We start from the raw sequence: 25,442 nt of genomic DNA, 5'->3' as shown, positions 1-25,442 counted from the left end.
AAAAATGGGAAAATAAATCAACTAGTGATGATTACGCATCCTATCGAGATATTTCCTGAGGGACAAACGATATAAACTGCGTTATTCATGATTTTTACTCACTATTAAAATGAGAAAGCGACTTCCCAGCACACAAGCCCTGCAGGCTTTCGAAGCGGCGGCCAGGCACGAAAGCTTCACCCGGGCGGGGCAGGAACTGTCCCTCACCCAAGGCGCGATCTGCCGCCAGGTCGCCGGCCTCGAAGCCCTGGTCGGCGTGCCGCTGTTCGAGCGCGTGCGCCGGGGCGTGCGCCTGACCGACGCGGGCGAACGCTACAGCCGCCTGGTGCGCCGGCAATTGGATGCAATCGAGCGCGACACGCAGGCCGTCATGGCCCACCAAAGCGGCGGCGTGCTGGAACTGGCCGTCGTGCCGACCTTCGCCACCCGCTGGCTGCTGCCGCGCCTGACGGCGCTGCACGCCGAGCGTCCGGGTCTGCAGATCAACATGGCCACCCGCACCCGTCCTTTTTTGTTCGAGGACACCGAGTTCGACGCCGCCATCCATTCGGGCGACCCGCGCTGGCCCGGCACCCAGGCCTATTTCCTGCTGCGGGAAAATCCCGTCCCGGTCTGCAGCCCCCGCCTGGCCGCCGGCCCACTGGACGCGGCCGGCATTGCCGCCCTGCCCCTGCTGCAGCAAAGCACCCGGCCCACCGCCTGGCGCGACTGGTTCGCCTCGGCGGGCATCGCAGCGCCCGCCGCCCTGGCGGGCATGCGGCTGGAGCTTTTTTCCATGCTCGCCCAGGCCGCTGGCGACGGGCTGGGCGTGGCGTTGATTCCGCCCTTTTTGATCCGGCGCGAACTGGCGCGGGGCGAACTGACCGTGCTCAATCCGCACAGCGGTCCCGGCCAGCGGGCCTTTCACCTGATTGTCCCCGAGCGCAAGGCCGCATCGCCCGCCTTGGCGCACTTTCGCGATTGGCTGGTCACGCAGGCGCAGGATGACGCCGGCGGCCGCGACGGCGCGCCGCGGGGGGCCAGCCGGAAGGCCGGCGTTCCCGCCTGAGCACAGTTTCACCGCGCCGTCCCCGCCTCGTCCAGAGACCGCTCGAAACGATCCGCCAGCGTTTCCGCCTGAGCCTCGGAGATGATGAGGGGCGGGCAGAAAGCCACGCTGTCCTGAATGCCGCGCAGGATCAGCCCATTGTCCTGCGCCTGGCGCACGACCTGGGCGCCGGCCTGGCCGGCCGGATCGAAAGGCGCGCGCGAGGCCTTGTCGGCCACCAGTTCCACCGCCGCAATCAGCCCGATGCCGCGCACTTCGCCGACCAGCGGATGTCCGGCCAGCGCGCGCAGCCGGCGCTGCAGCACCGCACCGGCCGCGGCGGCATTTTCCACCAGGCCGCGCTCCTCGATGATGCGGATGTTTTCCAGCGCCACGGCCGCCGCCACCGGATGGCCGCTGGCCGTGTAGCCGTGGCCGAAAGTGCCCAGTTCGCCGCTGTGACGGGTGATGACGGAGGCCACGCGCTCGTTCATCAGCACGGCGGCCAGCGGCTGGTACGAGGACGTCAGCTGCTTGGACAAGGTCATGAAATCGGGCTCGATGCCGAACAGATCCGAGGCGAACATCCGTCCCGTGCGCCCGAAGCCGGTGATGACTTCGTCGGCGATCACCAGGACGTCGTACTTGCGGCACACCGCCTGCATCTTGGGCCAATAGGTTTCGGGCGGCACGATCACACCGCCCGCGCCCATGACGGGCTCGCCGATGAAGGCCGCCACTGTTTCCGGGCCTTCGGCCAGGATCATCGCCTCCAGTTCGGCCGCCAGCCGATCGGCGAAGGCGGTCTCGGTCTCGCCGGGCAGGCCTTCACGGTACCAGTGCGGGCAGCGCGTGTGCAGAATGCGCGGCAAGGGCAGGTCGAAGCTGCGATGGTTGCCCGGCAGGCCCGTCAAGCTGGCCGAGGCGACGGTCACGCCGTGGTAGCCGCGCTGGCGGGCGATGATCTTCTTCTTGTCCGGACGGCCCAGGGCATTGTTGTAGTACCAGACCATCTTGACGATGGTGTCGTTGGCCTCCGAACCGGAATTGGTGAAAAAGGCCTGGGCCATGCGTCCGCCCGTCAGGCCGATCAGTTTTTCCGCCAGTTCGATGGAGGGAACGTTCGATTTGTGGCTGAAGGTGTGGTAGAAGGGCAGGCACTCCATCTGGCGCCGGGCGGCCTCGGCCAGGCGGGGTTCGCTGAAGCCCACGGCCACGCTCCACAACCCGGCCATGCCTTCGATGTATTCCTTGCCTTCAGTGTCGTACACATGGATGCCGCTGCCCCGGGCCATGATGCAGGGGCCCTCCGCGCGGTGCCGCTCGGCATTGGTATAGGCGTGCAACTGGTAGGCGACATCGCTGCGCGCCAGATGGTCGGGGGTCGTCATGACGGAATTCCTTTTTTCGAAAGTCAAAGATAAGCGCCGACCACGCGCGCGAGCGTGTCGAAGGCGGGCCGGATTTCGTCGGGCGTCGTCCCGGCATAACCCAGCAACAGGCCGGGGCGGGCATTCGCCCGCTCCGCGTAATAGGCGCTCAGGGCGCGCGTGACCACGCCCTGCTGCAACGCGTCGCGCACGACCAGGGTGTCGTCCACCCCGTCCGGCAGCGCCAGGATCAGGTGCAGCCCGGTCTCCCCCCCGACAACATCCAGCGCATCGCCGAAATGCCGGTGGATTTCCTCGATCAGGCAGGCGCGGCGCTCCGCATAGCGCCTGCGCATGCGGCGGATGTGCGAGCCCAGGTGCCCCTCGCGGATGAAGTCCGCCAGCACCGCGTGGGTCATCATGTTGCCCTCGCGATAAAGCTCGGCCACCGAATCGGCAAAAGCGCCGGCCAACGCCTGGGGCACGACCAGGAACCCGACCCGCAGACCCGGGCACAGTGTCTTGCTGAAGCTGCCGGCATACAGGACCCGGCCAGCTTCATCCATGCCCTGCAGCGAAGACAGCGGGCGCATGTTGTAGCGGAATTCGCTGTCGTAGTCGTCTTCCAGGATCCAGCACGAGACCTGGCGCGCGTAGTCGAGCAGCATGTGCCGCCGGGCCAGGCTCATCACCATGCCCAGCGGATATTGGTGCGAAGGCGCCACCACGATCAGCCGGGGCGGACGCACCCGCTCGGCCTCGCCCGGCCAGATGCCTTCCTCGTCCACGCGGATCGGCACCAGGCGCAGTCCCAGGGACGTCAGCAGATTGCGCACGCCCCAGTAGGCAGGCTCCTCGACCCACACCGTATCGCCCGGATCACACAGCAGCCGCGCCGCCACGTCGATGCCTTGATGGATGCCGGTCGTCATCACGACCTGCTGCGCCGTACTGCGCACCGAGCGCACGCTGCCCAGGTAGTCCGAAATCGCCTGGCGCAAGGGTCCATAACCGCCGGCCGGCGCGTAGCGCATCAGATCCCAGGGGCCGGAGCGCCATTGCCGGTTCTGGATGCGGGACCAGGTCTTCAGCGGAAACTCGCGCACATCCGGCACGCCGGGCATGAAGGCGCCGGCCTGGCGGTTGGAAAAACCCAGGCTGGACACGAGTCGGCGCCCCCGGCGCGAAAGATCATGTTTCGCTTCGACCTGCGCAGCGACCGGTTCGCCCTCGGCGCCGTCTGCGACGGACTCGAGCAGATCCTGGCGGATGTCCTCGACGTACGTGCCGCGGCCAACGCCCGCATGCACATAGCCCTCTTCAGCCAACTGCTCATAGACCTGCAGGACCGTATTGCGGGCGATGCCCAGTTCGGCCGCAAGGTCGCGCGTCGATGGCAAGCGGGTTCCCGCGGTCAGATGACCTTCCAGAATGGCTCTACATATCAGCCTATACAAGCGATGATATGCAGGACTATCATCGCTTGGAACGAAGTGCTGTTGCAACCATTCAGAGAGAATGAACGCTTCCAAATTGGCTCCATCAATTTTAATTAAATGGGTCTATTTGACAAACCAAAAGATCAGTATAGTGAAAAAAAAGCAGCGCGGAAACACCCGCCTCACCAGGAGACAAGCATGACGGAACGCAACCAGGACTGGCAGGCCCGCAAGAGCGCGGCAATCCCAAACGGCATTGGCATTGCCTGCGATTTCTATGCCAGCCGCGCCTTGAACGCCGAACTGTGGGACGTGGAAGGCCGGCGGTACATCGACTTCGCGGCCGGCATCGCCGTGGCCAACACCGGGCACCGCCACCCGCTCATCATCGAGGCTGTCCGGGCGCAACTGGACGCCTTCACGCACACCGCCTTCCAGGTCGCCCCCTACGGCTCGTACGTGGCGCTGGCCGAACGCATCAACCGCCTGGCGCCCGGCGATCACCCCAAGAAAACCGCCTTTTTCACGACCGGTGCCGAAGCTCTGGAAAACGCCGTCAAGATCGCACGCGCCGCCACCGGGCGAACCGGAGTCATCGCGTTCTCCGGCGCATTCCACGGCCGCACTTTCATGGGCATGGCCCTGACCGGCAAGGTGGCCCCCTACAAGCAGGACTTCGGTCCGCTGCCGGCCGAGGTCTACCACATCCCCTTCCCCAATCCGCTGGACGGCATCACCACACAGGATTCCCTGCGGGCGCTGGATCTGCTGTTCAAGGCCGATATCGCCCCCGGCCGGGTCGCGGCCATCGTCATCGAGCCGGTCCAGGGCGAAGGCGGTTTCAACGTCGCACCGCCCGAGCTTCTGCAAGCCCTGCGCGAACGCTGCGATGCGCACGGCATCCTGCTGATCGTCGACGAAGTCCAGACCGGCTTCGCCCGCACGGGCAAGATGTTCGCCATCGAGCACTCCGGCGTGATTCCCGACCTGATCACCATGGCCAAAAGCCTGGCGGGCGGGATGCCGCTGTCCGGCGTCTGCGGCCGCGCGGATCTGATGGATGCCGCCCCGCGCGGTTCACTGGGCGGCACCTATGCGGGCAATCCGCTGTCCATCGCCGCCGCGCTGGCCGTGCTGGACGTGATCGAAGCCGAAAACCTGAACACGCGCGCCGAGGCGCTGGGGCGGCGGCTGCGCGAGGCGCTGGCCGGCTTCGCGCATCCGCGCATGGCCGAAATCCGCGGCCTGGGCGCCATGGTGGCCGCCGAGTTCCGGCACGCGGACGGCCGGCCCGATCCCGACACCGCCGCCCGCATCCAACGCCGCGCCCTGGAACACGGGCTGGTCCTGCTGACCTGCGGCGCCTACGGCCAGGTCATCCGCTTCCTGTTCCCCCTGACAATCCCCGATGGTCTGCTGGAGGAAGGTCTGGCTATCCTCCAACAGGCCATGGCCGACTGAGACCCCCGGCCGAATCCCGTTCATCCGCATTCGGAGGTTGCCCCGATGTCCGCAGTTCCCACTTCCGAGCCCCTGGTCCGATTCCAGGGTGTCCAGAAATCCTACGACGGCAGCCATCTCGTCGTCCGGGATCTCAATCTCGACATCCATCCCGGTGAATTCCTGTCCCTGCTCGGCCCCTCGGGGTCGGGCAAGACCACCTGTCTGATGATGCTCGCCGGCTTCGAGTCCCCGACGCGCGGCGACATCTTCCTGGAAGGCCGCCGCCTGAACGACGTTCCGCCCCACCACCGCAATCTGGGCATGGTGTTCCAGAACTACGCACTGTTCCCCCACATGACGGTCGAGCGCAATCTGGAATATCCCCTGAAAGTCCGCAAGACGCCCGCCTCGCAGCGCGCGCAGCGCATCCACGAGGCGCTGTCCATGGTGCAGATGCAAGACTTCGCCAAGCGATATCCCGCCCAGCTTTCGGGCGGCCAGCAGCAGCGCATCGCCCTGGCGCGCGCGCTGGTCTTCCAGCCCAAGATCGTGCTCATGGACGAACCCCTGGGCGCGCTGGACAAGCAACTGCGGGAACACATGCAGCTCGAACTCAAGGCGCTGCACCGGCAACTGGGCATCACCTTCGTCTACGTCACCCACGACCAGAGCGAAGCGCTGACCATGAGCAACCGCATCGCGGTGTTCGACCAGGGCGTCATCCAGCAGGTGTGCGCCGCCGACACGCTGTACGAAACCCCCTGCAACCGCTTCGTGGCCGGCTTCGTGGGCGACAGCAACCAATTCCCCGGCACCGTGCGCGCCACCGAGGGCGACTTGTGCGTGGTCGAACTGGCCGGCGGCACGCAACTGCGCGGGCTCAACGTCCAAGGCCTGTCGGCCGGCGCGCCCTGCATCGCGGCCATGCGCCCGGAGCGCATCCTGCCGGCCGCCGAGGGCGAAACCAATGCGTTCCGCGCCCAGGCGGTCGACGAAGTCTACTTCGGCGACCACGTCCGGCTGCGCTGCCGCCTGGACGGCGGTGAAACTTTTTTCGTCAAAATGCCCCTGGCCGCGGACGCCGGGGCGCATGCCTCCGGAACCCGCATCCCCCTGCGGATCGATCCCGGGCACGTCCGCGTGTTTCTCCCCTGATACCTTCTCATAATGACAGGAGACATTCCATGAAGAACCAAGCTCTGCTCACGGCCCTGGCGCTCGCGCTACCGCTGGCTCTGGCCCAGGCGCCGGCCCAGGCGCGCGACCTGACGGTCGTGAATTTCGGCGGCGCCAACGGCGACGCCCAGAACGCCGCTTTCATCGAGCCCTATGAAAAGGAAACCGGCAAGAAGGTCATCCCCGTCGCCTACAACGGCGAGCAGGCCAAGGTCAAAGCCATGGTCCAGTCCAATAACGTCGTCTGGGACGTGGTCGAGGTCGAGACCGGCGACCTGGGCCGGGGCTGCGACGAAGGCCTGTATGAAAACATCGACTGGAGCACCATCGTCAACAAGGGCGACATGGTGCGCGGCGCGCTGAAATACTGCGGCGTGGGCACCTTCGTCTGGTCCACCGTCCTGGCCTACAACGCCGAAGCCCTGAAGACCCCGCCGACCGGCTGGGCCGATTTCTGGGACGTGAAGAAATTCCCCGGCAAGCGCGGCCTGCGCAAGGGGGCTCACTACAACGTCGAATTCGCATTGATGGCCGACGGCGTGCCGCCGCAGGACGTCTACAAGGTTCTGGCGACGCCCGAAGGCGTGGACCGCGCCTTCAAGAAACTCGACGAACTCAAGCCCCACATCCAGTGGTGGGAAGCCGGCGCTCAGCCGCCGCAGATGCTGAGCGCGGGCGACGTCGTCATGTCCGCCGCCTACAACGGCCGGATCGATGCGGCGCAACGCGAAGGCCGGCCCCTGAAGGTCGTCTGGAACCAGAGCGTCTACGACTTCGACTACTGGGTGATCCCCGTCGGTTCGCCCAACAAGGACCAGGCGATCGAGTTCATCCGCTACGCCAGTTCGCCCAAGGCTCAGGCGGCCTACTCGCAACACATCGCCTACGGCCCCGTCAGCAAAGCGGCCATCGGCATGCTCAAGCCGGAAATCCTGGCCAACGTGCCGAACTCTCCGGCCAACGCCCGCAACGCCTTGTTCAACGACCTGGAGTTCTGGACCGATCACGGCGAAGAGCTTGAACAGCGCTTCACGGCCTGGGCCGCCCGCTGATCCGGCAAGGGGTCGGCCCGAAGCCGGCCCCGCCCGCATCCTTGAGGAATCCCGCCATGGATACGACCTTCGACGACCCCGGCGCCATCCGGCGCGCGATGCAAGCCGCGCAACGGCGACGGACCTGGCGCGCCCTCCTGCTGGTCGGGCCGCTTGCCCTGTTTTTGCTGGCGATCTTCGTCATTCCGATCGCCTCCCTGCTGACCCGGGCGGCCGACAACCCCGAAGTCACCGATACCCTGCCCCGCACATTGCAGGTGCTGGCCGGCTGGGACGGTCATTCAGAGGTGCCCGGCGCCGCCTTCCAGGCGCTGGTCCAAGACCTGACGGACGCCAAGAACACCCCAGACTCCGGCGAACTCGCCCGCAGGCTCAACTATGAAATCTCCGGCTACCGCTCGCTGATCTTCAAGACCCTGCGGCGCATGCCCCTCGAAGTCGCCGGTGACGCCGACGCCCGCGACCAGTTGATCAAGCTGGACAAGCGCTGGGCCGACCCCGCCTACTGGGAGGTGATCGCCAGTAACGACCGGACCTGGACGCCCTATTATTTGCTGGCCTCGCTGGACCTGAAGCTCGACGCCAACGGCAGCATCGTGGCGGTGCCCCCCAACACGTCGGCCTTTCAGGCCATCTTTTCACGCACTTTCGTCATCAGCCTGGTGGTCACGCTGATCACTCTTGCGCTGGGCTACCCCCTCGCCTACTGGATCACGCGCCTGCCCAAGCGGCGCGCCAACCTGGTCCTGATCTGCATCCTGATCCCTTTCTGGACCTCGGTGCTGGTGCGGATCGCCGCCTGGGTCGTGCTGCTGCAGCGCGAAGGCCTGATCAACAGCACCCTGGGTGACCTGGGCCTGATCGCCGAGCCCCTGCCCCTGCTGTTCAACCGCCTGGGCGTCTATATCGCCATGGTCCACATCCTGCTGCCCTTCATGGTGCTGCCCCTGTACAGCGTCATGCAGTCCGTGCCGCCCAGCTATCAGCGCGCCGCCATTTCCCTGGGCAGCCATCCTTTCGCCGCCTTCTGGCGCGTCTATGTGCCGCAGACCTACCCCGGCATTGCCGCCGGTTCGCTGCTGGTGTTCATCATCGCCATCGGCTACTACATCACGCCGGCCTTGCTGGGCGGCGCGGGCGACCAGATGATCAGCTACTACGTGGCTTATTTCACCAACCAGACCATCAACTGGGGCATGGCCAGCGCATTGGGCCTGATCCTGCTGGCGGCCACCTTGCTGCTCTACGCCTTGTACCGCCGGATCTCCGGCAAGGAACTGGCCCTGAACTGAGGACGAACAGATGTTCAAGACCGAATTTCCGCCCTACCTGTCGCTGACCGAGCGCACCTGGCACTACGCGTTGCGCATCCTGTGCGTACTGACCCTGGTGTTCCTGCTGCTGCCGATCCTGGTCATCATCCCGCTGTCGTTCAACCAGAGTTCGATGCTGCTCTATCCGATCAAGTCGTTCTCGCTGCGCTGGTACGAAGCCCTGTTCACGTCGGACGACTGGGGCCGGGCGGCCGCCAACAGCTTCATCGTGGCCCCCGCCGCCACCCTGCTGGCCACCGTCCTGGGCACGCTGGCCGCAGCGGGCCTGCACCGGGTGCAGTTCCGGGGCAAGGGGTTGCTGATGGCCGTGCTGATCTCGCCGATGATCGTGCCGCTGGTAGTCACCGGCCTGGGCATCTACCTCTTCTTCGCCCCCTACGGACTGGTCAACAGCTACGGCGGCCTGATTCTGGCGCTGGCCGCCATCGGCGCGCCCTTCGTGGTCACGACCGTATCGGCCACGCTGCAGGGCTTCGATCCCAATCTGCTGCGCGCCAGCTACAGTTTGGGCGCCGGCCCCATCCAGACATTTTTCCGGGTGACGCTGCCCATCATCGCGCCCGGCGTCATCGCGGGCGCCCTGTTCGCCTTCGCCACCGCGTTCGACGAAATCGTGATTACATTGTTTCTGGCGGGACCCGAGCAGGTCACGCTGCCGCGCCAGATGTTCACAGGCATCCGCGAGAACATCAGCCCGGTGATCGCCGCCGTGGCGACCATCCTGATCCTGTTCTCGACGGCGCTGCTGCTGGCCCTGGAATGGCTGCGGGGCCGCACGGAAGCCAAGATGGTGCGGCTGGACGACTGAGCGTCCGGGCCGCGCCTCTTCAGACCTGCGCCAGCGCCTCCTGCACCGCCGCCAGGCGGTCGGCCGGCACGCGCGCCCAGCGCAAGCCATCGGCTTCCAGGTCGACGTGGCCGTCGGCGCCCGGCGCCAGGCCCGACAGATCCCGCCCGGCGAAAGAGCGGCCCAGGCTGTTCAGGGTCTTCGGATCGCCAAAGGGCTCGGACAGCAGCAGTTCGGCCCCGTCGGCGCCGAACAGGCGCTGGCGGAACCGGCCGTCCTCGTCCCTGAAGGATACGATCCGCGCGCGGCCGGCGCGCGTCGCACCCGCCGCGCGCGGGACGCGGCCCGTCCCGGCGGCCCCGCGCAGGCCCACGGCTTCGCGCAGGCGGGCCATCAAGGGCGTCGCAGTGCGCCGCGCCTTGGCCGCGCCCGCCCGCAGGATGTCCTCGATGCGTTCCGGATGGGCCATCAGGTCCGCATAGCGTTCGCGCATCGGGCCGATCTGGGCCTCGATCCGCTCGCACAGCGCCTGCTTGGCCTCGCCCCAGCCCAGCCCCCCCTCCAGCGCGGCGCGGAAATCGGCCGCCTGCCCGGATGTGGCGAAGGCCCGGTACAAGGTGTACAGATGCGCGCCTTCGGCGTCCTTGGGTTCGCCGGGCAGGCGCGAATCCGTGACGATCCGCGCCACTGCGGCCTTCAGCGCTTTCAGTCCGCCCTCGAACAGGGGGATGGTGTTGTCGTAGCTCTTGGACATCTTGCGCCCGTCCAGGCCCGGCAGCGTGGCGACGTCCTCGTCGATCTGAACTTCCGGCAGCACGAAGAGGTCTTCGCCCCGGCCGTACAGGTGATTGAAGCGCTGAGCGATGTCGCGCGCCATCTCCAGATGCTGGATCTGGTCGCGCCCCACCGGCACGCGATGCGCGTTGAACATCAGGATATCGGCGGCCATCAGCACCGGATACGAAAACAGCCCCATGGTGACGCCGTCGTCCGGCTCCACGCTTTTGGCGACATTGGCGTCCACGGAAGCCTTGTAGGCATGCGCGCGGTTCATCAGCCCCTTGGCCGTGACGCAGTTCAGCATCCAGCACAGCTCTGGAATCTCAGGAACGTCCGACTGGCGGTAAAAGGTCGTTCGGTCCGTGTCCAGGCCGGCTGCGATCCAGGTCGCGGCGATCTCCAGCCGCGATCGCGCGATGCGCTCGGGATCGTCGCATTTGATGAGCGCGTGGTAATCGGCCAGGAAGAAGAAAGCGTCCACCCCCGGCTGGGTGCTGGCCTGGATCGCCGGGCGGATGGCGCCGGCGTAATTGCCCAGGTGGGGAGTGCCCGACGTGGTGATGCCGGTCAGGACGCGGGTGACGGGTGTGCTCATGGGATTTCCAGGCGGAGAATATGCGGACGGCCGGGGGTATCCGTCTCTACAGGACGACCGAGGCCCGACGCGTTTCGGCCAGGTATTCGCGCGACTGCATTTCCATCAGGCGCGACACGGTGCGGAAGAACTCGTTGGACATCGGGCCTTGAGTATAAAGCTCATCGGCCGGGCACTGGGCCGACAGGATCAGCTTGACCTTGTGGTCGTACAGCACGTCCACCAGCCAGGTGAAACGGCGCGCTTCGGAGGCCTGGCGCGGGCTCATGCGCGGCACGTCCGATACGATCACGGTCTGGAAGCGGTCGGCCAGGTCCAGGTAGTCGTTCTGCGAGCGCGGCGTGCCGCACAGGGCCTGGAAATCGAACCAGACCACGCTGCCCGCCAGCGCCACCGCCCGGATCTCGCGGTCCGCGATGGTCAAGACGGGTTTCTGCTCGGCGGTATCGGCCAGGCGGTCGAAGGCCGAACGCAGTTCGTCGTGGGTCGCGGCCACGATGGGCGTGATATAGGTGCGCAGTTGCGCCAGGGTGCGGCGCCGGTAGTCCACCCCGGCATCGACATTCAGCACGTCCATCTTTTCCTGGATCAGGGCGATGGCCGGCAAAATGCGGTCGCGGTGCAGGCCGTCCGGGTACAGGGTGGACGGCTCGTAGTTCGAGGTCATGACGAAAGACGTGCCGTGCTCGAACAAGCCAAGCAGCAGCCGGTACAGGATCATGGCGTCGGCCACGTCGGAGACGTGGAACTCGTCGAAGCAGATCAGGCGGTAGCGCGCGGCGATCTTGCGCGCCACGTGGTCCAGCGGATCGGATTCCCCGCTGACGGCGCGGATCTCGCGGTGCACTCCGCGCATGAACTCGTGGAAATGCAGGCGCACCTTGCGCTTGACGGGAACGGTCAGGTAGAACGCATCCATCAGGAAGCTCTTGCCGCGCCCGACGCCGCCCCACAGGTAGACCCCGCGCGGCACGGCCGGGCGCAGAAACAGCTTTTTCAGGCCATTCGAGCGCTGGCGCTTGAACTCGATCCAGTCATCATAGTAATGCTGCAGGCGCTCGACCGCTGCGCGCTGGGCTTCGTCGGCGACAAAGCCCCGCTCGCGCAGGGCCTGCGCGTAATACGCGCTGACATCCATGGGTAGAAGTCAGCGGCTTACAGGTTCAGCGTGCGCTTGTCGACGGCCAGGGCGGCTTCCTTGACGGCTTCGGACAGGGTCGGATGCGCATGGCAGATGCGCGCGATGTCCTCGGCGGCGCCGCGGAATTCCATGATGGTCACGGCTTCGGCGATCAGTTCGGAGGCCATCGGGCCGACGATGTGCACCCCCAGCACTTCGTCGGTCTTGGCATCGGCCAGGATCTTGACGAAACCGGTGGTGTCGCCCAGTGCGCGGGCGCGGCCGTTGGCCATGAAGGGGAAGCTGCCCGCCTTGTAGTCGCGGCCCTCGGCCTTGAGCGCCTGCTCGGTCTTGCCCACCCAGGCGACTTCGGGAGAGGTGTAGATGACCCAGGGGATCGTGTCGAAATTGACGTGCCCATGCTGGCCGGCGATGCGCTCGGCCACCGCCACGCCTTCCTCTTCGGCCTTGTGCGCCAGCATCGGGCCGCGCACCACATCGCCCACCGCCCAGACGTTGGCCAGGTTGCTGCGGCAATCCTCGTCGACGGCCACGAAACCGCGCTCATCGAGCTTGAGACCCACCACGTCGGCACCCAGGCCCTGCGTGTTGGGCACGCGGCCGATGGAGACGATCAGATGGTTCACCGCCAGTTTCTGCTCGGCGCCGGAGGCGTCCGTGTACTGCACGTTCACGCCCTTGGCGGAGGTCTTGACCTCGCCGATGCGCACGCCGGTCTGGATGTCCAGGCCTTGCTTGACCAAAGCCTTCTGGGCTTCTTTGGCCACGTCGCGGTCCACCGCGCCGAGGAAATCGGGCATGGCTTCCAGGACGGTGACCTCGGCGCCCAGGCGGCGCCAGACGCTGCCCATTTCCAGGCCGATGACGCCGGCGCCGACGATGCCCAGCTTCTTGGGCACGGCGGGGATGCGCAAGGCGCCATCGTTGGACAGGACCAGTTCCTCGTCGAAGGGCAGCCCCGGCAGTTCGCGAGGGCTGGAACCCGTGGCGATGATCACGTGGCGGCCTTCGAGGTCTTCCTCGGTCTTGCCGGCGACCTTGACGGACCAGCCGAAGTCGGTCTTGGCGGCCAGCGAGCCCGTGCCGTGGAAGAAGGACACCTTGTTCTTCTTGAACAGATACAGGATGCCTTCGTTGTTCTGCTTGACCACCGTGTCTTTGCGGCCGATCAGCGTGGCCAGATCCAGGCTGACGCCTTTGGCGGTGATGCCGTGCTCGGCGAAATGATGATTGAGCTGCTCGTAGTGCTCGGAAGACTGCAGCAAGGCCTTGGACGGGATGCAGCCCACGTTGGTGCAGGTGCCGCCGGGCGCCGGCTTGCCGGCCGCGTTCGTCCAGGCGTCCACGCAGGCCACGGCCAGGCCCAACTGGGCGGCGCGGATGGCGGCGATATAGCCGCCGGGGCCGGCGCCGATCACGATCACATCAAATTGTTTTGCCATGTTCTTCTCTCAAAACGACGCACCCCGAAGGGTGCGTCTTGTCACTTTACATCAGATTGCCGATCAGACGCCCAGCAGCATGCGTTGCGGATCTTCCAGGGCCTCTTTCATGGCGACCAGGGCCAGGACGGCTTCGCGGCCGTCGATGATGCGGTGATCGTAGGACAGGGCCAGATAGTTCATCGGGCGGATGACGATCTGACCGTTTTCCACGACCGGACGCTCCTTGGTGGCATGGATGCCGAGGATGGCCGACTGAGGCGGGTTGATGATCGGGGTGGACAGCATGGAACCGAACACGCCGCCGTTGGAAATGGAAAAGGTTCCGCCGGTCAGCTCGTCGAGCGTGAGCTTGCCGTCCTGGGCGCGGCGGCCGAAGTCGGCGATCTGCTTTTCGATGTCGGCCAGCGACAGTTGATCGGCGTTGCGCAGGACGGGCACCACCAGGCCGCGCGGACTGCCGACCGCCACGCCGATGTCGAAGTAGCCATGGTAGACGATGTCCTTGCCGTCCACCGACGCGTTGACGATCGGGTAGCGCTTGAGCGCGGTCACGGCCGCCTTGACGAAGAAAGAGGTAAAGCCGAGTTTGACGCCGTGCTCTTTTTCGAAGGAATCCTTGTATTTCTTGCGCAGGTCCATGATGGCCTGCATGTTGACCTCGTTGAAGGTCGTCAGGATGGCGTTTTCGGATTGCGACTGGATCAGGCGTTCGGCCACGCGGGCGCGCAGGCGGCTCATGGGCACGCGCTGTTCCGGGCGGCCGTCCAGGCTGACCGGCACCGGAGCGGACGCCGCTGCGGGCGCCGCCGTGGTTTGCGCGGCGCCCAGGGCGTCGCCCTTGGTCACGCGGCCGCCGCGGCCCGTACCCTCGACCGTGGCGGGATCGATGCCCTTCTCGGACAGGATCTTGCCGGCGGCGGGGGAAGCCACCGAGGACTTGGCGGCCGGAGCGGACGGAGCGGCCGCCGGAGCCGGCGCGGCTTCAGCCTCGGCCTTGGGCGCGGCGGCGGCGGCGGCGGCCTTGGCGGCGGTGTCGATGCGGGCCAGGACTTCGCCCGAGGTGACGGTGCTGCCGTCGCCCTTGACGATCTCCGAGAGCACGCCCGAGGCCGGCGCCGGGACTTCCAGCACGACCTTGTCGGTTTCGACTTCGATCAGGATCTCGTCGGCCTCCACGGCTTCGCCGGGCTGCTTCTTCCAGTTGAGCAAGGTGGCTTCCGACACCGATTCGGAGAGTTGCGGAACGAGAACTTCGGTAATGGCCATGATATTTTTTCCGTGTTGTCTGTATTGGAAAGGGGTCGGATTATTTGATCAGCGAGAAGCTCTTGAGCTTGGCGGCGAAAGCCTGCTCAAGCAAGGCGCGCTGCTGCTCCTGGTGCTTGGCCAGGTAGCCGACGGCGGGCGAGGCCGAGGCCGGGCGGCCGGCGTAGCCGAGTTTCTGCCCGTCGCTCATGTTCTCGTACAGGTGATGCTGCACGTAGAACCACGGCCCCTGGTTCTGCGGCTCGTCCTGCACCCAGACCAGTTCCTTGGCGTTGGGGTATTTCTGCAATTCGGCCTGGAAGGATTTGTGGGCGAAGGGATAGAGCTGCTCGATGCGCAGGATGGCGACGTCCTTGCGTTCCTGCTCGGCGCGGGCGTGCACCAGGTCGTAGTAGACCTTGCCGGAGCACACCAGCACGCGCTTGACGTCGGCCGGCGCGATGTTCGCATCGGCTTCTCCGATCACCGGCTGGAAGGTGCCCGTGGCCAGGTCTTCGAGGGGCGAGGTGGCGGCCTTGTTGCGCAACAGCGACTTGGGCGTGAAGATGACCAGCGGCTTGCGGAAGGGCCGGATCATCTGGCGGCGCAGCACATGGAAGATCTGCGCGCCGTTGGTCGGCTGCACGACCTGCATGTTGTTGTCCGCGCACAGTTGCAGGAAACGCTCGATGCGGGCCGAGGAGTGCTCGGGCCCCTGGCCTTCGTAGCCATGCGGCAGCATCAGGGTCAGGCCGCACTGACGGCCCCACTTGGCCTCGCCCGACGAGATGAACTGGTCGATCACGACCTGGGCGCCGTTGGCGAAGTCACCGAACTGGGCTTCCCAGATGGTCAGCACGTTGGGCTCGGCGGTGGCATAGCCATATTCGAAGCCCAGCACGGCCGCTTCGGACAACACGGAGTCGATCACCGTGAATGGCGCCTGGCCCTCGGCCACATTCTGCAGGGGCACGTAGCTGCCGTCGTCCCAGCGCTCGCGCTTTTGATCATGCAGCACGGCATGGCGGTGGGTGAAGGTGCCGCGGCCGGAGTCCTGGCCGGTGATGCGGATGGCGTAACCATTGGCCACCAGCGTGGCGAAGGCCAGGTGTTCGCCCATGCCCCAGTCGATGGGATGCTCGCCGCGCGCCATGGCCAGGCGGTCGCCCAGCAGTTTCTTGACCAGGGGGTGCACGGTGAACCCCTCGGGCACCTGGGTGAGCTTTTCGCCGATGCGGGTCAGCTCGGCCAGAGGAACGCCGGTATCGGCGTGATCCGTCCATTTGGCGCCCAGGAACGGCGACCAGTCGGTCGAGTACTTGTTCTTGTAGTCGGTCAGCACGGGTTCGACCGTGCGCTGGCCGTCTTCCATCAACTGGCGGTAGTCCTTGACCATCTGGTCGGGTTCGTCGGCGGCGAGAATGCCCTGGGCCACCAGGCGGTCGGCGTAGAGCTTGCGCGTGCCGGGGTGTTTGCCGATGCTTTTGTACATCAACGGCTGGGTCAGGGACGGCGTATCTTGCTCGTTGTGGCCCAGCTTGCGGAAGCAGACGATGTCGATGACGACGTCGTGCTTGAACTGCTGACGGTAGTCGAGGGCCAGGCGGGTAGCGAAGACCACGGCCTCGGGATCGTCGCCGTTGACGTGGAAGACCGGGGCTTCGATCATTTTGACCACGTCCGTGCAGTACAGCGTGGAACGCGTATCGCGCGGATCGGAGGTCGTGAAGCCGATCTGGTTGTTGATGACGATATGCAGCGTGCCGCCCGTGCCGTAGCCGCGCGTCTGGGCCAAGTTCAGGGTTTCCATCACCACGCCCTGGCCGGCGAAGGCCGCGTCGCCGTGCACCAGCACCGGCAGGACCTGATCGCCGTCTTCGTCGCCGCGGCGGTCCTGGCGGGCGCGCACACTGCCCTCGACCACCGGGTTGACGATTTCCAGGTGCGAGGGGTTGAAGGCCAGGGACAAGTGGACCGGGCCGCCCCGTGTGGACAGATCGCTGGAAAAGCCGTTGTGGTATTTGACGTCGCCGTCGCTGAGCGCCTGGCTGTGCTTGCCTTCGAATTCGGCAAACAGGTCGCCGGGCATCTTGCCCATGATATTGACCAGCATGTTCAGGCGGCCGCGGTGGGCCATGCCCACGACGATCTCCTGGACGCCGTTATCGCCGGCGTGGTTCACGACCTCGTCCATGGAGGCGATGAAGCTCTCGCCGCCTTCCAGGGAGAAGCGCTTCTGGCCGACGTACTTGGTGTGCAGGAAGCGCTCCAGGCCTTCGGCCTCGGTCACCTGGCGCAGGATGTGGCGCTTTTCATCGACGGACAGCTCGGGCACGCCCAGCGTGGATTCCAGGCGCTCCTGGATCCAGCGTTTCACCGCCGGATCTGAAATATGCATGAATTCGGCGCCGACATTGCGGCAGTACGTGTCCCGCAGGGCCTTGAGGATGTCCCGCATGGTCATCGTATCGGCCTTGGTGAAATACGTATTCGTGGCCGAATAGATCTGATCGAGGTCAGCCTCGGTGAGGCCGTAGAAAGCGGGATCCAGTTCCGGGATTTCCGGACGGTCGCGGCGCTTCAGCGGATCAAGCTGGGCGATGCGTGAACCCAGCGAGCGATACGCGGCGATGATGGACTGGACGTAGACCTGCTTGCTGGCGATGGCCAGGGCCTGGTCGGAAGCCTGCGCGGGACGGACCTGGAAGGTGTTTTCGCGGGCGCGCTGGGCGAAGGAGGCGACAATCGGGGCGTGAGCCTGGTCCCGGGTGGCCTCGCGGCCATCCGCGGCGGGTTGATGCTGCAACTGATCGAAATAGGTGCGCCACTGATCCGGGATGGCACCTGGGTTGTCCAGGTAGGTTTCGTAGAGTTCTTCTACGTAGGGCGCGTTGGCGCCGAATAAATAAGAATTGGACTGGAGTTCTTGTTCCGTGGACATTGTGCGCTTCACCTGACGGGTGCTTCACCCGAAACGATGCAGATTGAGAAACCTTCCGCGACTCGGCCAGACCGATGGGCGGATAGCAGGGGCAGAAGGCAGCGGTACGACGCCTTGCATAAGCCGTATTAAGGTCAAAGTATACCCGTCCGGCGGCATGGGTTTAAACTGATCGGCCGAAAACGCCCATTCCAGGCCGCTTTTCGCCGGTTTGGCGTTGGGATTAACAAACACTCGGGCGAAACCCGCCTCGCGCCACGCAAAACCCGAAACGGCCCGGCGAACAAAAGACGAACAGCAAAAATCATTCCCTCACCGATACCCACGACATAAAACCTCGCAGGAGCACAGGCATCCATGGACCTGAAAGACGACCGCGCCAAGATGGCGCTCGATTATCACGCGTTCCCCACCCCGGGGAAAATTTCCGTCGTGCCCACCAAACCCCTGGCCAACCAGGATGACCTGTCTCTGGCCTACTCCCCGGGCGTGGCGACCGCCAGCATGGCCATCCACGCCGAGGGCGAGGCCGCCGCGGCCCAGTACACCTCGCGCGCCAACCTGGTGGGCGTGGTCACCAACGGCACCGCCGTGCTCGGCCTGGGCAACATCGGACCGCTGGCGGCCAAGCCCGTGATGGAGGGCAAGGGCTGCCTGTTCAAGAAATTCGCCGGCATCGACGTCTTCGACATCGAGCTCAACGAGCACGACCCCGACAAGTTGGTGGACATCATCGCCGCGCTGGAACCGACGCTGGGCGGCATCAACCTCGAAGACATCAAGGCGCCGGAGTGCTTCTATATTGAAAAGAAGCTGCGCGAGCGCATGAAAATCCCCGTCTTCCACGACGACCAGCACGGCACCGCCATCATCTCCTCGGCCGCCCTCCTGAACGGGCTGAAGGTCGTGGGCAAGGACATCGGCCAGGTCAAGCTGGTGTGCTCGGGCGCGGGCGCCGCCGCCATCGCCTGCCTGGACCTGATGGTCAAGCTCGGTGTTTCCCAGCGGAACATCACCGTCGTCGATTCGCGCGGCGTGATCTGGCAGGGCCGCGACGAGCACATGGAGCCCAACAAGGCCCGCTACGCCCAGAAGACCGAGGCCCGCACCCTGGCCGACGTTTGCAAGGGCGCTGACGTGTTCCTGGGCTGCTCGGCCCCCGGCGTGCTGACCCAGGACATGGTGCGCTCCATGGCCGAACACCCGCTGATCCTGGCCCTGGCGAACCCCGACCCCGAGATCCGCCCGGAAGACGCCAAGGCCGCCCGGCCCGACTGCATCATCGCCACCGGCCGTTCGGACTACCCGAACCAGGTCAACAATGTGCTGTGCTTTCCCTTCATCTTCCGGGGCGCCATGGACTGCGGCGCGACCGTCATCAACGAAGAGATGAAGCTTGCCTGCGTCAAGGCCATCGCCGATCTGGCCCAGGCCGAGAGCAGCGCCGAGGTGGCCGGCGCCTACGCCGACCAAGACTTGTCCTTCGGACCGGAATACATCATCCCCAAGCCCTTCGACCCGCGCCTGATCATCCAGATCGCCCCGGCCGTCGCCCAGGCGGCGGCGGATTCGGGCGTGGCCCGCCGCCCCATCGAGGACATGGATGCCTATCGCCAGTCCCTGATGAGCATCGTCTACCACTCCGGCCAACTGATGCGCCCGCTGTTTCGCCAGGCCAAATCCGCGCCCAAGCGCGTGATCTACGCCGACGGCGAGGACGAGCGCGTCCTGCGCGCCGCCCAGACGGCCCTGGACGAGAAGATCGCCTTCCCGATCCTGGTCGGCCGCCCCTCCGTGATCAACATGCGCATCCAGAAATTCGGCCTGCGCCTGCAGCCCGGCCAGAACATCGAGATCGTCGATCCCGAAGACGATGCGCGTTTCAACGAAACCTGGAGCGCCTACTACAAGCAGCGCGGCCGCGAGGGCGTCACGCCCGACATTGCCAAGGCCATGGTGCGCAAGCACAACTCCCTGATCGGGGTGATGCTGCTGCAGCGCGGCGATGCCGACGCCATGATCTGCGGGGTGGCCAGCCGCTTCGACAACCAGTTGAAGTACGTCGAGGAAATCATCGGGCTCAAGCCCACGGCCCGCACCTATGCGGCCATGAACGTGCTGATGCTGCCGACCCAGACCTTGTTCATCTGCGACACGCACGTCAACGAAGATCCCACCGCCGAGCAGATCGCCGACATGACGATCCTGGCCGCCGAGGAAGTCCGCCGCTTCGGCATCGTGCCCAAGATCGCCCTGCTCTCGCATTCCAACTTCGGCAGCCGCCCGACGGCGTCCTCGCGCAAGATGGCCGAAGCCCGGCGCCTGATCGCAGAACGCGCGCCCGAGCTGGACGTCGATGGCGAAATGCATGCGGATTCCGCCCTGTCCGAGGCCATCCGCATCAAGGCCTACCCCGATACGACGCTCAAGGGGCCGGCCAACCTGCTCATCATGCCCAACCTGGATGCCGGCAACATCACCTACAACATGCTGAAGATGACCGGCAGCCACGGCGTGGCCATGGGCCCGGTGCTGCTGGGCGCCGCGCGCCCGGTGCACATCCTGACCACCAGCTCCACCGTGCGGCGCATCGTCAACATGACGGCCCTGGCCGTCGTGGATGCGCAGCAGGAGGCGGGCGAAGCGGTGTGACCCCGCTCGCGGGATCCCACCATGGCCGACCGGCTGGCGCGACCTTCAATGCCGCGCCAGCCGGTCGATGAATATCCTGCCGGCCGAATTGATCCGCACACTGATCGAAAAAGGCAGATCCGGCGCATCTGCGCGGCTGGCCGCCAACAGGCCGCTTAACTCGAAACGCAAGGCGATCACGTCCCGATGCTCGGACGAAACCGAAATCCGGCATTGCCGCAATCTCGGCTCGTACAGGCTGATCTGGCGCAGAATGGCTTCGGACAAGGCCTCGGATGTCCCGACGGCGAAAGATCCCGCGATATTGCTCATATCGGCCAAGCCATACTGGGCATCGATGGGCACCGACCCTGCTCGGGTATTGAGCAGCCGCGTCAGATGCCGCGCAATGGAATCCGCCAGTTGACGATCCGGCGGCGCACCCTCGGACAAGCCGGGGTCTTCAAAATGGGTCAGGCGTTCCAACAGGCGAATCTGGCTCATGCCGGGCTATCCTCGCGTCAGCGCCGCCCTGAATGGGGCGCAAACCCGCATACTACTCTCTTGACACCCATCCGTGGCATCCTGCACCATCGATGGCTCGATTGCCTCTGATCTTGCCCATGGCCACCCGCTTCAACCGGTTCTACGCTACCGAACTCGCCCACCTGCGCACCCACTCGCTGGAATTCGCCCAGGCCAACCCCGCTGTCGCTCCGATGCTGGGATCGGTCTCCACCGACCCGGATGTCGAGCGTCTCCTGGAAGGCGTAGCCTTCCTGAACGGCCTGACGCGGCAGAAACTGGACGACGAGTTCCCCGAAATCGTCCAGGAACTGGCCAGCGTCCTGGTGCCTCAGTTCCTGAGGCCGCTGCCCGCCACCTCCATGGTGGCCTTTGCGCCCAAGGCTGCGCTCAATGAAACGGCCGTGATCGAGGCCGGCACCGAGATCGCCGCCACGCCACTGGAAGGTATTTCCTGCCTCTTTCGCACCACGGCCAGGCTGCACATCTCGCCCCTCACGCTGGAAGCCGCGAGCGTGGAAAAAACCCAGGACGGCAATCACGTCCTGCAACTGCAGTTCCACGCGCCCGGCGCCTCGGACGCGCCCGCCCTGCCGGATCGCCTGCGGCTGTTCCTGACGGGCGACCCCGTCGATGCGGCTAATCTTTTCATGCTGCTCAACAGCCAGGTCCAGGCCCTGCGTCTGCGCGACCAGTCGGGCCGCACCGTACCGCTCTCCCCGAAACTCGGCGCTCCCGGCTTCGACGAACCCCTGCTGCCCTATCCCGACAATGCATTTCCCGCCTTCAGCTGGATGCAGGAACTGCTGTTCATGCCGCAGAAATTCCTGTTCATCGAACTGAACGGCCTGCACAAGGGAAATGGCATTCTTCAGGGCAGCCGCTTCCGGATCGAGTTCTTCCTGTCCAGACACAGCCAGGATCTGCCATCCCTCAGCACCCGCAATTTTGCCCTGCACGTCACGCCGGTGGTCAATCTATTCTCCGCCGAAGCCGAGCCCATCAAGCTCGATCACGAGCTGTCCGAATATCCGATCCTGCCCCACGGCACGCAGCGCGCCTATCACCAGATCTACTCCATCGACTCGGTGAGCGGTTACCAGCAAGGCGGCGCGCCGCCCCGATCTTACGTTCCGTTCTCTTTGCTGTCCCACGCTCGCCAGTCGGCCCAGGCCAGCTATCGCACCTCGATCCGGCCAGCCATCGTGGGCAACACCATCGACACCTACCTGTCCGTGGTCTACGATCAACAGAACGTGCCGGCCAACGAAACGCTCTCCCTCACCCTGACCTGCACCAATCGGACGCTGCCCGAGCGGCTGAAACTGGGCGATATTTCCCGCCCCACCAGCTCCTCGCCCGAACGTTTCACCTTCCGGAACATCACGCCCATCACGGCGGCCATCGATCCGCCGCACGGCGAAAAGCTGTTGTGGGACGTGATCAGCCATACCACGCTGAACCTGCTGTCGCTGGCCAGCATCGACAACTTGCGCGCCATCCTGCACCTGTACAACTCCACCTGCTCCCACGACAACAGCGTGCGCAGCGCCAATGAACGCCAGATCGAGGGCCTGCAGGACATCACCATCACGCCCGAGTCCCGCCTGGTACGCGGCAGCCTGTTGCAGGGCCAGCACATCGTGCTCAGTTGCGATGAGAAAAACTGGCCGGGAACGGGCACCCTCTATCTCTGGGGCTGCGTGCTGGACCGATTCCTCGCCAGCTACATCAGCATCAACACCTACACCCGTTTCGAAATCCACGACAAAAACACAGGAACCCGATTCACATGGCCGATGCGCATGGGACTCAAGACAGTTCTTTAAAGACACGGCTGCTCTCGCAGGGCGAGCGGTTCGCATTTTCGCAGGCCTACCGGTTGCTGCGGCTGCTGCCGCGCCCGGCCCCGGACAGCACGCCCGACATCCGCGCCCGGCCCCATCTCAGCCTGGACTTTCCCGGCATGGACCTCAGCGGCATTGAGGAACTCGCCCCAGGACAGTACCGCCTGACCGCCAATTTTCTGGGCCTGTACGGGGTCACATCCCCGCTGCCGAACTTCTACACCGAAGACCTGCTCGACGAGCGCCACGATGGCCGCCACAGCAATCGGGACTTCCTCGACATCATCAGCCAGACGCTGTACCCGCTGTTCTTCCGGGCCTGGCTGAAATCCCGCGCCCACATCCGCATCAAGGAGTTCGGCGATAACCGGCTGCTGGAGATCTTCCACACCTTCGTAGGCATCTGCCGCCCCCTGCGCTACCTGGACCGCCCCGGAGTCTCGCACCTGCTGCGCTTCGCCGGCCTGTTCAGCCAATACCCGCGCTCCGCCATGGGCCTGCAGACCATCATCGCCGCCCTGTATCCGGACACGGACGTCGAAGTCATCCAGCAAGACATCCGGAAACAGCCCATTCCACGTCCGCAGCGACTGGCCCTGGGCCGGCAGAACTGCGCCCTGGGCGAAGACGCCCACCTGGGCAGCGAAATCCGCTGCCGCACCAGCAACCTGACTGTGCACATCCGCCGGGTCGACGAAGCCTTGTTTGCACGCCTGCTCCCGGGCGGCGAAGCTTTCGAGGAACTAAAGTTCCTGGTTCGTTACTACCTCATTACCCCTTTGCACATCCGTCTGGTGCTGCAACCGGCGCCCGGCGTGGTGGGCCCGCTGCATCTGGGCACACAAGCCTGGGGGGCGCTGGGCAAAAACAGTTGGTTGCCGGCTCGTGACGCGCACGCCTACCAGTCGCTGACCTTCACGCTATGAACCATGACGCGAAGATCACCGGGGCGGCAGCCGCGCAGGCCTTTTCTGCTGCCCAAAGCCAGTCTCACGAAGGATCACCATGGCCATCGCCGACAAAGAACTGATCTTCACCTTCGAGCTCTCCCCGTCTTCCGCCTCATTCCAGGTCATCCGGCTGGAAGGCCACGAAGGCATCTCCCAGCTCTTCGAGTTTCAACTGACTCTGGTCTGCGACCAGCGCGACATCGACCTGGATGCCGCCCTGCAGGCCTCGGCCACCCTCACCATCCGATCCCGGGACGCGACCCGGACAGCGCCCTACCACGGCATGCTGGCCAGCATCGAACAACTGGGTTGCGTCGATCAGTACTATTTCTATCAAGCAACCCTGGTGCCCCGGCTCTGGAAGGCCGGCCTCAACCAAATCAACGAAGTCTATCTGGACGAACAGACCCTGCCGCAACTGATCCCGAAAATCCTGCAGCGCAACAACCTGCGCGGGCCCGATGTGCGTATGCTGCTCAAGAACCCGCAGGCCTACCGCGAACGCAGTTTCATCTGCCAGTTCCAGGAAAGCGACCTCAATTTCCTCTCGCGCTGGATGGAGCAGGAGGGCCTGTACTATTACTTTGATCACGACAGCAGCCCCTCGGGCGAAGTGCTGACGATCCTCGATCACCAAGAAGCGCAGCCGGCAACCGTCACCACACTGCGCTACACCCCGCCCGAAAATGTTCAGACTGACCGCCAGGACAGTTGCGTCACCGCCTTTACCTGCCGCAAGACACATCTGCCGGGCGCCACGCTGGTGCAGGACTTCAATTACCGCAAAGCCAGCCTGGCCGACGACGTCCGGCATCAGAGCCGCATCCCGCAGGGCACCCAGGGAACATACATGCTCTACGGGCAAAACTTGCGTACGCCGGAACATGCCCGCCAGCTCGCAGACATCTGCGCCCAGGCCATCGATGCTCAAGGCAGCGTCTATCATGGCAGCACCCCGGCGACAGGCCTGCGCAGCGGTTACTTTCTGGAAGTCACCCATCATTTCCGGGAAAGCTGCAACGCCCGTTACCTGATCACCGGCGTGCAGCATCGAGGCTCCCAGGCCGGCGTGGTGCTTGCAGGAAAGAACACCGCCTACAACCGCAACGAACAAGGCTCCATCTATACAGCGGAGTTCCAGGCCATCCCGGCGGCCCTGCAATACCGGTCGGCCCGAATAACGCCCCGGCCAGTCATCAGCGGCGTCCTCAGCGCCTGGGTCGATGCCGAGGGCAGCGGCAAGCTGGCCGAAATCAACGAGTTCGGGCAATACAAGGTCCAGCTACCCTATGATCTGTCCGACAAACCTCTGAACAAGGGCTCTTCATGGCTGCGCATGGCTTCACCCTATGCCGGCAGCAGCGAGGGTATGCACTTTCCACTGCGGCGCGGCTCCGAGGTGCTGCTGGCCTTTAACCAGGGGGATCCGGATCAGCCCATCATTCTTGCCGCCGTGCCCAATTCCGAACACCCGAGCATCGTGAGCCGGGTCAATCAGACCAGCAACGCGATCCGTTCGGTCAGCGGCAACTACCTGAATATGTCCGACAAACCCGGCCAGGAATCCTTCGGGATGTATTCGCCCGTCAAGCACACCATGGTCTACATCGGCACGATCCCGCAAGCCCAGTCGGAATCCCAGTCGCCCTCTCCGCCGGTTGACCCCACAGCCGCCCTGAACACGCTCTAACCCATTCTCTTCTTCCGAAAAAAT

General features: G+C 65.1%; 18 protein-coding genes. 10 read left to right on the top strand and 8 right to left on the bottom strand.

All coding sequences use genetic code 11. The features are described 5' to 3' along the window. Window positions 1–109 precede the first annotated feature (109 nt). Window positions 110–1,048, top strand: coding sequence for a LysR family transcriptional regulator (locus ABRZ00_RS09780; RefSeq protein WP_368647684.1), 939 nt, complete (start codon window positions 110–112; stop codon window positions 1,046–1,048). Window positions 1,049–1,056: 8 nt separating this feature from the next. Here the strand turns inward: ABRZ00_RS09780 and ABRZ00_RS09775 are convergent, their stop codons facing one another. Together ABRZ00_RS09775 and ABRZ00_RS09770 are read right to left on the bottom strand one after the other, a co-directional pair. Then, window positions 1,057–2,418 (bottom strand): aspartate aminotransferase family protein, encoded by a 1,362-nt coding sequence (locus tag ABRZ00_RS09775; RefSeq protein WP_368647683.1) that lies wholly within the window; start codon window positions 2,416–2,418, stop codon window positions 1,057–1,059. Window positions 2,419–2,441: 23 nt separating this feature from the next. After that, window positions 2,442–3,929: a PLP-dependent aminotransferase family protein gene (locus tag ABRZ00_RS09770; RefSeq protein WP_368642145.1), complete on the bottom strand. Its 1,488-nt coding sequence runs from the start codon at window positions 3,927–3,929 to the stop codon at window positions 2,442–2,444. Between the two features lie 105 nt (window positions 3,930–4,034). Here ABRZ00_RS09770 and gabT point away from each other — a divergent pair, with 105 nt between their 5' ends. The 5 genes from gabT to ABRZ00_RS09745 are packed head-to-tail and all read left to right on the top strand — an operon-like array spanning window position 4,035 to window position 9,649. Next, a complete protein-coding gene (gabT, locus tag ABRZ00_RS09765) occupies window positions 4,035–5,297 on the top strand; it encodes a 4-aminobutyrate--2-oxoglutarate transaminase (RefSeq protein WP_368642146.1) in 1,263 nt (420 codons plus the stop codon). A gap of 45 nt (window positions 5,298–5,342) precedes the next feature. Continuing rightward, a complete protein-coding gene (locus ABRZ00_RS09760; protein WP_368642147.1) occupies window positions 5,343–6,434 on the top strand; it encodes an ABC transporter ATP-binding protein in 1,092 nt (363 codons plus the stop codon). 29 nt (window positions 6,435–6,463) lie between these two features. Further along, entirely contained in the window at window positions 6,464–7,507 is a 1,044-nt protein-coding gene (locus tag ABRZ00_RS09755) for an ABC transporter substrate-binding protein (protein ID WP_368642148.1), read from the top strand. 56 nt (window positions 7,508–7,563) lie between these two features. Continuing rightward, window positions 7,564–8,799 (top strand): ABC transporter permease, encoded by a 1,236-nt coding sequence (locus tag ABRZ00_RS09750; RefSeq protein WP_368642149.1) that lies wholly within the window; start codon window positions 7,564–7,566, stop codon window positions 8,797–8,799. Between the two features lie 10 nt (window positions 8,800–8,809). Continuing rightward, on the top strand, window positions 8,810–9,649 hold the full coding sequence (locus tag ABRZ00_RS09745; protein ID WP_343838752.1) for an ABC transporter permease: 840 nt from the start codon (window positions 8,810–8,812) through the stop codon (window positions 9,647–9,649). Between the two features lie 19 nt (window positions 9,650–9,668). Here the strand turns inward: ABRZ00_RS09745 and ABRZ00_RS09740 are convergent, their stop codons facing one another. The 5 genes from ABRZ00_RS09740 to ABRZ00_RS09720 all read right to left on the bottom strand — a co-directional run bounded on the left by ABRZ00_RS09740 (window position 9,669) and on the right by ABRZ00_RS09720 (window position 17,775). Further along, the gene (locus ABRZ00_RS09740; RefSeq protein ID WP_368642150.1) at window positions 9,669–11,003 is read right to left on the bottom strand and encodes a tryptophan--tRNA ligase; all 1,335 of its coding nucleotides are present in this window, start codon (window positions 11,001–11,003) and stop codon (window positions 9,669–9,671) included. Window positions 11,004–11,049: 46 nt separating this feature from the next. After that, window positions 11,050–12,141 carry a cell division protein ZapE gene (gene zapE, locus ABRZ00_RS09735; protein ID WP_343838747.1) on the bottom strand — a complete coding sequence of 364 codons (1,092 nt, stop codon included), beginning with the start codon at window positions 12,139–12,141 and terminating at the stop codon, window positions 11,050–11,052. Between the two features lie 17 nt (window positions 12,142–12,158). After that, window positions 12,159–13,586, bottom strand: coding sequence for a dihydrolipoyl dehydrogenase (lpdA, locus tag ABRZ00_RS09730; RefSeq protein WP_343838745.1), 1,428 nt, complete (start codon window positions 13,584–13,586; stop codon window positions 12,159–12,161). 63 nt (window positions 13,587–13,649) lie between these two features. Further along, window positions 13,650–14,855 carry a 2-oxoglutarate dehydrogenase complex dihydrolipoyllysine-residue succinyltransferase gene (gene odhB / locus ABRZ00_RS09725; protein ID WP_368642151.1) on the bottom strand — a complete coding sequence of 402 codons (1,206 nt, stop codon included), beginning with the start codon at window positions 14,853–14,855 and terminating at the stop codon, window positions 13,650–13,652. A 40-nt stretch (window positions 14,856–14,895) separates the two neighbouring features. Next, entirely contained in the window at window positions 14,896–17,775 is a 2,880-nt protein-coding gene (locus tag ABRZ00_RS09720) for a 2-oxoglutarate dehydrogenase E1 component (RefSeq protein ID WP_368642152.1), read from the bottom strand. A gap of 357 nt (window positions 17,776–18,132) precedes the next feature. Between ABRZ00_RS09720 and ABRZ00_RS09715 the strand changes: the two genes are divergently transcribed. Beyond that, entirely contained in the window at window positions 18,133–20,427 is a 2,295-nt protein-coding gene (locus tag ABRZ00_RS09715) for an NADP-dependent malic enzyme (RefSeq protein WP_368642153.1), read from the top strand. 45 nt (window positions 20,428–20,472) lie between these two features. Here ABRZ00_RS09715 and tssE read toward each other — a convergent pair whose 3' ends face one another. Continuing rightward, window positions 20,473–20,910 (bottom strand): type VI secretion system baseplate subunit TssE, encoded by a 438-nt coding sequence (tssE, locus tag ABRZ00_RS09710; RefSeq protein ID WP_368642154.1) that lies wholly within the window; start codon window positions 20,908–20,910, stop codon window positions 20,473–20,475. 119 nt (window positions 20,911–21,029) lie between these two features. Between tssE and tssF the strand changes: the two genes are divergently transcribed. The 3 genes from tssF (at window position 21,030) to ABRZ00_RS09695 (ending at window position 25,418) form a co-directional block, all read left to right on the top strand. Next, window positions 21,030–22,760 (top strand): type VI secretion system baseplate subunit TssF, encoded by a 1,731-nt coding sequence (tssF, locus tag ABRZ00_RS09705; protein WP_368642155.1) that lies wholly within the window; start codon window positions 21,030–21,032, stop codon window positions 22,758–22,760. Then, window positions 22,724–23,704: a type VI secretion system baseplate subunit TssG gene (gene tssG, locus ABRZ00_RS09700; protein WP_368642156.1), complete on the top strand. Its 981-nt coding sequence runs from the start codon at window positions 22,724–22,726 to the stop codon at window positions 23,702–23,704. The genes tssF and tssG overlap by 37 nt, the downstream gene beginning before the upstream one ends. A gap of 79 nt (window positions 23,705–23,783) precedes the next feature. Next, window positions 23,784–25,418, top strand: a complete 1,635-nt coding sequence (locus ABRZ00_RS09695) for a type VI secretion system Vgr family protein (protein ID WP_368642157.1) — start codon at window positions 23,784–23,786, stop codon at window positions 25,416–25,418. The last annotated feature ends 24 nt before the right edge of the window (window positions 25,419–25,442 follow it).

The organism is Castellaniella ginsengisoli (genome assembly GCF_040955415.1).
Classification (GTDB): domain Bacteria; phylum Pseudomonadota; class Gammaproteobacteria; order Burkholderiales; family Burkholderiaceae_B; genus Castellaniella; species Castellaniella ginsengisoli.
Note: the sequence above shows the minus strand (reverse complement) of the source record. Positions and strands in the feature narration are given on the sequence as shown.

What these genes read in the sequence shown, in the direction of transcription:
- ABRZ00_RS09780 (WP_368647684.1), top strand. Translation starts at nt 110, where the DNA reads ATGAGAAAGCGACTTCCCAGCACACAAGCCCTGCAGGCTTTCGAAGCG.
- ABRZ00_RS09775 (WP_368647683.1), bottom strand. Translation starts at nt 2,418, where the DNA reads ATGACGACCCCCGACCATCTGGCGCGCAGCGATGTCGCCTACCAGTTG.
- gabT (WP_368642146.1), top strand. Translation starts at nt 4,035, where the DNA reads ATGACGGAACGCAACCAGGACTGGCAGGCCCGCAAGAGCGCGGCAATC.
- ABRZ00_RS09760 (WP_368642147.1), top strand. Translation starts at nt 5,343, where the DNA reads ATGTCCGCAGTTCCCACTTCCGAGCCCCTGGTCCGATTCCAGGGTGTC.
- ABRZ00_RS09755 (WP_368642148.1), top strand. Translation starts at nt 6,464, where the DNA reads ATGAAGAACCAAGCTCTGCTCACGGCCCTGGCGCTCGCGCTACCGCTG.
- ABRZ00_RS09750 (WP_368642149.1), top strand. Translation starts at nt 7,564, where the DNA reads ATGGATACGACCTTCGACGACCCCGGCGCCATCCGGCGCGCGATGCAA.
- ABRZ00_RS09745 (WP_343838752.1), top strand. Translation starts at nt 8,810, where the DNA reads ATGTTCAAGACCGAATTTCCGCCCTACCTGTCGCTGACCGAGCGCACC.
- ABRZ00_RS09740 (WP_368642150.1), bottom strand. Translation starts at nt 11,003, where the DNA reads ATGAGCACACCCGTCACCCGCGTCCTGACCGGCATCACCACGTCGGGC.
- zapE (WP_343838747.1), bottom strand. Translation starts at nt 12,141, where the DNA reads ATGGATGTCAGCGCGTATTACGCGCAGGCCCTGCGCGAGCGGGGCTTT.
- lpdA (WP_343838745.1), bottom strand. Translation starts at nt 13,586, where the DNA reads ATGGCAAAACAATTTGATGTGATCGTGATCGGCGCCGGCCCCGGCGGC.
- odhB (WP_368642151.1), bottom strand. Translation starts at nt 14,855, where the DNA reads ATGGCCATTACCGAAGTTCTCGTTCCGCAACTCTCCGAATCGGTGTCG.
- ABRZ00_RS09720 (WP_368642152.1), bottom strand. Translation starts at nt 17,775, where the DNA reads ATGTCCACGGAACAAGAACTCCAGTCCAATTCTTATTTATTCGGCGCC.
- ABRZ00_RS09715 (WP_368642153.1), top strand. Translation starts at nt 18,133, where the DNA reads ATGGACCTGAAAGACGACCGCGCCAAGATGGCGCTCGATTATCACGCG.
- tssE (WP_368642154.1), bottom strand. Translation starts at nt 20,910, where the DNA reads ATGAGCCAGATTCGCCTGTTGGAACGCCTGACCCATTTTGAAGACCCC.
- tssF (WP_368642155.1), top strand. Translation starts at nt 21,030, where the DNA reads ATGGCCACCCGCTTCAACCGGTTCTACGCTACCGAACTCGCCCACCTG.
- tssG (WP_368642156.1), top strand. Translation starts at nt 22,724, where the DNA reads ATGGCCGATGCGCATGGGACTCAAGACAGTTCTTTAAAGACACGGCTG.
- ABRZ00_RS09695 (WP_368642157.1), top strand. Translation starts at nt 23,784, where the DNA reads ATGGCCATCGCCGACAAAGAACTGATCTTCACCTTCGAGCTCTCCCCG.